Below are 6,880 nucleotides of genomic sequence, written 5' to 3'. Positions count from 1 at the left end.
GCCGTCGGCGACGGGGACGGCACGCACCCGCGCGTGCGGCAGGACCCGCCGCAGGCCGGTGCCGACCGCGTCGGCCACCTCGGCGGCGGTGGCCGACCCTTTGAACTTGTCGGGGGCGACGAGCACGGTGGGCATGGCGGGTCCGTTCCTCTCCGGCGTGTGGCGGTGGAGCCGGTGCGGTCAGTCGGCGAGCGCGATCGCCGTGGGGGCGTGGTCGGGGCCCTCGGCGAGGTCCTCGAACTCGACCACGTTGTCGATCTCGGTGCCCATGGACACGTTGGTGACGCGCTCCAGGATCACCTCGACGACCACGGGCACGCGGTGTTCGGCCATCAGTGTCCGTGCCTTCTCGAACGCGGGCAGGATGCCGTCCGGCTCGAACACCCGGATCGCCTGGCAGCCCAGTCCCTCGACGGTCTTGACGTGGTCGACGCCGTAGCCGCCGAGTTCGGGGGAGTTGATGTTGTCGAACGACAGCTGCACGCAGTAGTCCATGTCGAACCCGCGCTGCGCCTGCCGGATCAGGCCCAGGTAGGAGTTGTTCACCAGCACGTGCAGGTACGGGATGCGGAACTGCGCGCCCGCCGCCAGTTCCTCGACCAGGAACTGGAAGTCGTAGTCGCCGGACAGGGCGACCACGGTGGCCTCCGGCTCGGCCGTGGCCACCCCCAGGGCCGCGGGCACCGTCCACCCGAGCGGGCCGGCCTGCCCGGCATTGATCCAGTGCCGGGGCCGGTGGACGTGCAACAGCTGCGCGGCCTGGATCTGGGACAGGCCGATCGTGCTGACGTAGCGCACGTCCGGGCCGAAGGCGCGGTTGCACTCCTCCCAGACCCGCTGCGGTTTGACCGGCACGGCGTCGAAGTGGGTCCGGCGCAGCATGGTTCGACGACGCTGTCGGCACCCGCGCACCCAGTCGGTCCGGTCCGGCAGCCGCCCGTCCCGTTTCCATTCGCGGGCCACCTCGACGAACCGCTCCAGCGCGGCGCCCGCGTCGGAGACGATGCCGTAGTCGGGGGCGAACACCCGGCCGATCTGTGTCGGTTCGACGTCGACGTGCACGAACGTGCGGTCGGCGGTGTAGGTGTCGACCCCGCCGGTGTGCCGGTTGGCCCACCGGTTGCCGATGCCGAGCACGAAGTCGCTCGCCAGCAGGGTGGCGTTGCCGTAGCGGTGCGAGGTCTGCAGTCCGACCATGCCCGCGGTCAGCGGGTGGTCGTCCGGGATCGCGCCCCACGCCATCAGCGTGGGCACCACGGGCACGTCGACCAGTTCGGCGAACTCGACGAGCGTGTCGGCGGCGTCGGCGTTGACCACCCCACCGCCGGCCACGATCAACGGGCGCTCCGCCGCGCACAGCATCGTCAGCGCCCGCTCGGCCTGCGCCCGGCTCGCCGCCGGGGTCGCCACCGGCAGCGGTTCGTAGGTGTCCGGGTCGAACTCGATCTCGGTCTGCTGCACGTCCAGCGGCAGGTCGATCAGCACCGGCCCTGGGCGGCCCTGGCGCATGAGCTGGAACGCCTTCTGGAACGCACCCGGCACCTGGGCGGCCTCCAGGACGGTGACCGCCCACTTCGCCACCGGTGCGGCGACCGAGGAGATGTCGACGGCCTGGAAGTCCTCCTTGTGCAGTTTGTCGACCGGGGCCTGCCCGGTGACGCACAGGATCGGGATCGAGTCGGCCGACGCCGAGTACAGCCCGGTGATCATGTCGGTGCCCGCCGGGCCGGAGGTGCCCACGCAGACGCCGATGTTGCCCGGCGCGGCGCGGGTGTAGCCCTCGGCCATGTGCGAGGCGCCCTCGACGTGGCGGGCCAGCACGTGCCGGATCCCGCCGTGCGCCCGCATCGCGCTGTAGAACGGGTTGATCGCGGCGCCCGGCAGTCCGAAGGTCTGCGTCGCCCCCTCCTTCTCCAGGATGAGGACCGCGGCGTCGACGGCTCGCATGCGTGCCATGTGTTCCCTCCGTCTCTGGCGGCGGGAGCCCACCGGCCCCCGCGGGTGGTCAGGTGTCGGTGCGGCCGCTGAGCCGCTCGACGCCCCGCAGCAAGCCCGAGTGGTCGAGCCCGCCGTCGCCCGCGGCCTTCGCGGCGGCCATGAGCTGGGCGACCAGCGCCCCGACGGGGGTCACGACCCCGGCTTCGCGGGCGGCGGCGGTGACGATGCCCATGTCCTTGTGGTGCAGTTCGATGCGGAATCCGGGGTCGAACGAGCGGGTGAGCATGTTCTGCCGCTTCTGGTCGAGCACCTTCGACCCGGCCAGGCCGCCGCCGAGGACCTCGAGCGCGGCGTCGGTGTCCACGCCGTAGGACTCCAGGAAGACGACGGCCTCGGACAGCGCCTGGATGTTCGAGGCGACGATGAGCTGGTTGGCGGCCTTGACGGTCTGGCCCGAGCCGCTCGGTCCGACGTGGACGACGGTGCCGCCGACCGTGTCAAACAGCGGCTGCGCCTCGGCGAAGTCGGCCCCGGTGCCGCCGACCATGATCGAGAGGGTGGCGTTGCGGGCGCCCGCCTCACCGCCGGACACCGGGGCGTCGAGCAGACGCAGTTGCCGGTGCCGGGCCTGTTCGTCGAGTGCGACGGTGACGTCCGGGCGGATGCTGGAGAAGTCGATCACCAGGGTGCCGGGGGCCGCGTGCGCGAACACCCCGCCCTCGCCGGCCAGGACCTGCTGCACGTCCGGCGAGTCGGGGACCATCACGCAGACCACGTCGGCGCCGGTGACCGCCTCGGCGATCGAGGAGGCGGCGTGGCCGCCGGCCTCGGTCAGCGGCCGGGTCTTGTCGGGGGTGCGGTTGTACCCGACGACGTCGTGGCCCGCGCGGGCCAGGTGGCAGGCCATCGGGCTGCCCATGATGCCGAGGCCGAGGAAAGCGATGGTGCTCATGAGTCGGGGGACTCCTTCGGGATCGGGGATCGGTCTCGCTCAGGTGGTCTCAGGCGCGGCGGCGGTGCGGTGGGACCCAGTCGAAGCTGTCGACGGTGGCGCCGGTGGGCTTGTACTCCAGGGCGACCCAGCCGGAGTAGCCGCCGGCCTGCAGGTCGGTAAGGTGTTTGTCCAGAGGCAACTCGCCCGTGCCGGGCTGGTTGCGGCCGGGGGCGTCGGCGATCTGCACGTGCGCCACCCGCGGGGTGTGCTCGGCGATGACCGCGTCGACGTCGTCGCCGTTGACCGCGAGGTGGTAGAGGTCGGCGAGCAGGCCGACGTTGGTCGTACCGGTCTCGGAGCGCACCCGGTCGAGGACGGTGAGGGTGTCGGCGGCGGTGCGCAGCGGGTACGGCTGTGGCCCGCTGACCGGTTCCACCAGCACCGTGCCGCCGAACCGGCCGACGGCCCGGGCGGCCAGGGCGAGGTTCTCCACGGCCAGGGCATCCTGCTCGTGGTCGGCGACCGTGTCGAGGCGGTTGCCGTAGAGGGCGTTGAAGCCGGGGGTGCCCAGGCGCTCGCCGATACCGGCGACGACGTCGACGTTGTCCCGGAACTCGCCCGCGCGGTCCGGCCAGGACACCAGGCCGCGGTCGCCGCCGGGCAGGTCACCGGCGAAGAAGTTGAGTGCGACGAGCCGGACGCCCGCGTCGGTGACGGCGGCGACGAACCGGTCGACCTCGGCGTCGCCGGGCACGGCCTCGGCGAACGGCCACCAGAACTCCACGGCGTCGAAGCCCGCGGCCTTCGCCGCGGCCGGGCGTTCGTGCACGGGCAGGTCGGTGAACAGCAGCGAGCAGTTCACCGCGTAGGGCAGGGTGTGCGGCATGGGGGTCACCTCGGTTCCTCCGTCCGGTCGGACGGGACGTCGGCGGAGTCGGACCCGCCGGGGCGGTCACTCCCGGATGGGGATTCGTGGCGGTGCTTCTCGCCGTCCGGGATGTCGCCGTCCGGGATGTCGTCGTCCAGCGTGTCGCCGAACTGGTCGATGCTGGTCTCGGCGGCCTCGAACACCGAGGGTCCGGGCTTGTTGCCGAAGGACAGCTCGTTGAACAGCAGGTTGAGCAGCACGGCGACGACGGCGGCGGCGCTGATGCCGGAGTGCATGATCATCCCGAGCCACTCGGGGAACGCGTCCCAGAACTCGGGCGCGGCGATCGGGATGATGCCGAACGCCATCGACACCGACACGATCACCATGTTCAGGTTGTCCTGGTACTGCACCCGGGCGAGGGTGCGGATGCCGCTGGCGGCCACGGAGCCGAACAGCACGATGCCGGCCCCGCCGAGCACCGGGTAGGGAATCGCCGCGACCACGGCGCCGACCACCGGCAGCAGGCCGAGCAGCAGGAGCACCCCGCCGCCGACAGCGACCGCGAACCGGCTCTTGATGCCGGTGAGTGCGACGAGTCCGACGTTCTGGGCGAAGGCGCTGGCGGGGAAGGTGCCGAACAGCGGCGCCACGGTGGTCGCACCCATGTCGGCCCGCAGCCCGGCGGCCACCCGTTTCGCGTCGACGTCGGTGTCCACGATCTCGCCGATGGCGAGGATGTCGGCGGTCGTCTCCACCATGATCACGAAGATGACGATGGTCATCGAGACGATGGCGCCGACCTGGAAGGTGGGCGTGCCGAAGTGCAGCACGGCAGGCAGCGCGAACACGTCGGCCTCGCCGACCCCGGAGAAGTCGGCCTTGCCGGTCAGTGTCGCGATCAGGGTGCCGATCACCAGGCCGATCAGGATGGACAACCGGGAGATCGCGCCCTGGAACAGTTTGCTGATCGCCAGGATGATCACCAGGGTGAGTCCGGCGTAGCCGATGTTGGCCATCGAGCCGAAGTCGTCGGCGCCGTCGCCGCCCCGGGCCCAGGTGAACGCGACCGGCATCAGGGACAGGCCGATGACCGTGATGATCGTGCCGTTCACCACGGCGGGGAACAGCCGCACGAGCTGGGCGAAGAACGACGAGGCGACCAGGCCGACGAGCCCGGCCACGATGATCGCCCCGAACACCGGGCGCACCCCGCCCTCGGAGGCGATGGCCACCATGGTGGACACGCTGGCGAACGAGATGCCCTGCACGATCGGCAGGCGGCTGCCCACCGGGCCGATGCCGAGGGTCTGCAGCAACGTCGCCAGGCCGCTGAGGAACAGGCCCGCGGTGACGAGCAGGGCGGTGTCGGCCGCCGACAGTCCGGCCGCGCCACCGACGATCAGCGGGGGCGCGATGACCCCGCCGTACATGGTGAGGATGTGCTGGGTGCCGTAGGCGAGCAGCTTCGGCAGCGAGTACAGCTCGTCCTCGGGCCGGCCGCGGTACTTCGACGAGCGCGGGAACAGCGTCATTGCTGACCTCCTGCGGGTGTCGTCAGACCCAGCCGGGCACGGCGTGCCAGGCCGCGCCGGCCTCGGGGGCGTCGTCGCGCTGGACGGTGGCCTCGATCAGCCCGTACGGGCGGTCGGCGGCGTGGAAGACCTCGTTCGGGTTGTCCACCCCGAACGGGGACAGATCCACCAGGAAGTGGTGCTTGTTCGGCGCGGAGAACCGGATCTCGGCGATGTCCGGGTGTTTCTCCAGCACCGTGTGGCCCATGCCGTAGAGGCTCTGCTGGAGGGCGTAGCTGTGGATCTCGGCGAACCGGGCCAGCAGCAGGCCGCGCACCGAGTGGAAGGTCTCGTCCCAGGACACGTCCGTGGTGCCGTAGCGCCACCGGGCGATGAGGGAGGTCGCCAGGATGCGGTCGTCGGTCTCGGCGAGTGTGGTGTAGCGGTCGGTGAGGAAACCGTGGAACTCGGAGCCGGTCGACTTCAGGACGGTGAGGTCCTTGATGCCGGAGACGACGTGGGCGGTGCGGTCCGCGCCGCGGCCGTCGACGTTGACCACGGTGGTGCGGGTGCCGAGGCCGGACTGGACGAAGGCGTGGTCGTGCTCCCCGTCGCCGGTGGCGATGCGCTGCCACGGGGTCTCGTCGATCTCGATGCGCGCCCCGGTGGCGGCGGGGGCCTGGACGAGGAAGTGGTCGGCCAGCACCAGGGCGAAGTCCTCGATCGTGCCGACGCCGTGTTCCTCGGCGAAGGAGAAGACGGTGTTCTTCTGGGTGTCGGTGGGCAGCACGTCGCCCTGGTCACCGTCGACGTGCGCGGCGCCGAAGTTCCCGCGCAGGGCGGTGGAGACGGTGAGGTCGCGGATCTCGTGCCGGGGGGTGTCCCGTTGGACGCGGACGAGGTGGGTCTGGGCCTTGCCGTACTGGTTCGGGCCGAGAACGATGGCCATGATGTCAGCTCCCGCGGTAGGTCGAGTAGGCGAACGGGCTCAGCAGCACGGGCACGTGGTAGTGCTGCGTGGGGTCGGCCAGCACGAAGGTGATGACCACCTCGGGGAAGAAGCCGGTCTGCCCGGTGGCGGCGAAGTAGGCGGCGGTGTCGAACACCAGCCGGTAGTGACCCGCGTCGAGTTCGTCCGGGCCGAGGTCGGGCACGCGGCCGTCGCCGTTCGTGACGGCCTCGGCGAGGACGGTGGCGCCGTTCACCCGTTCGAGTCGCACCGGGACGCCGGCGGCGGGGCGGCCCGCGGCGGTGTCCAGGACGTGGGTGGTGACCGCGCTCATGCCGTCACCAACTTCCGCAGCCGCAGCACCGCGATCTTGCGGAGCTCGTCGGCGACGACGTCGGCCTCGCGGGTGGGGTCGTTGTCCAGTCGCGTGCGCAGCGCGGTGAGGATCTCGTCGGAGGACAGTCCGGTGGCGCAGATCAGGAAGACCCGGCCGAACTTCGCCTCGTACGCGTGGTTGGCCTCGACGAGTGCCCGCCCGGTCGCCTCCTCGGCGTCCACCCCGGCCTGCTCCTGCCGGGACCACGCGGACTCCGTGTCGGCTCCCTCGGCGCGCTCCCCGATGCGCGGGTGCGCCGCGAGTGCCCGGTCCACCTCGTCGGCGCCGAGCCCGCGTGCCG

Annotated in this window: 8 protein-coding genes; all 8 read right to left on the bottom strand. The window is 71.6% G+C overall.

What is annotated here, in order from left to right; genetic code table 11:
- The coding region (locus SACPADRAFT_RS30255; RefSeq protein ID WP_007025807.1) for a glycerate kinase at positions 1 to 135 on the bottom strand (135 nt) is incomplete at its 3' end.
- Positions 136 to 180: 45 nt separating this feature from the next.
- Positions 181 to 1,956, bottom strand: coding sequence for a glyoxylate carboligase (gene gcl / locus SACPADRAFT_RS0203805; RefSeq protein WP_007025806.1), 1,776 nt, complete (start codon positions 1,954 to 1,956; stop codon positions 181 to 183).
- A gap of 49 nt (positions 1,957 to 2,005) precedes the next feature.
- Positions 2,006 to 2,890, bottom strand: a complete 885-nt coding sequence (locus SACPADRAFT_RS0203800; RefSeq protein WP_007025805.1) for a 2-hydroxy-3-oxopropionate reductase — start codon at positions 2,888 to 2,890, stop codon at positions 2,006 to 2,008.
- 49 nt (positions 2,891 to 2,939) lie between these two features.
- Positions 2,940 to 3,758, bottom strand: a complete 819-nt coding sequence (locus tag SACPADRAFT_RS0203795; RefSeq protein WP_007025804.1) for a hydroxypyruvate isomerase family protein — start codon at positions 3,756 to 3,758, stop codon at positions 2,940 to 2,942.
- A gap of 5 nt (positions 3,759 to 3,763) precedes the next feature.
- Positions 3,764 to 5,275, bottom strand: coding sequence for a nucleobase:cation symporter-2 family protein (locus SACPADRAFT_RS25435; protein ID WP_007025803.1), 1,512 nt, complete (start codon positions 5,273 to 5,275; stop codon positions 3,764 to 3,766).
- A gap of 22 nt (positions 5,276 to 5,297) precedes the next feature.
- Entirely contained in the window at positions 5,298 to 6,203 is a 906-nt protein-coding gene (gene pucL / locus SACPADRAFT_RS0203785) for a factor-independent urate hydroxylase (protein ID WP_007025802.1), read from the bottom strand.
- A gap of 4 nt (positions 6,204 to 6,207) precedes the next feature.
- Positions 6,208 to 6,537, bottom strand: a complete 330-nt coding sequence (gene uraH, locus SACPADRAFT_RS0203780; RefSeq protein ID WP_007025801.1) for a hydroxyisourate hydrolase — start codon at positions 6,535 to 6,537, stop codon at positions 6,208 to 6,210.
- The coding region (locus tag SACPADRAFT_RS25430) for a 2-oxo-4-hydroxy-4-carboxy-5-ureidoimidazoline decarboxylase (RefSeq protein ID WP_007025800.1) at positions 6,534 to 6,880 on the bottom strand (347 nt) is incomplete at its 5' end. The genes uraH and SACPADRAFT_RS25430, both read right to left, overlap by 4 nt.

It is taken from the genome of Saccharomonospora iraqiensis subsp. paurometabolica YIM 90007 (assembly GCF_000231035.2).
In the GTDB taxonomy this organism is placed as follows: domain Bacteria; phylum Actinomycetota; class Actinomycetes; order Mycobacteriales; family Pseudonocardiaceae; genus Saccharomonospora; species Saccharomonospora paurometabolica.
The sequence above is the reverse complement of the archived record's forward strand: the minus strand, read 5'-3'. Positions and strand labels throughout refer to the sequence as shown.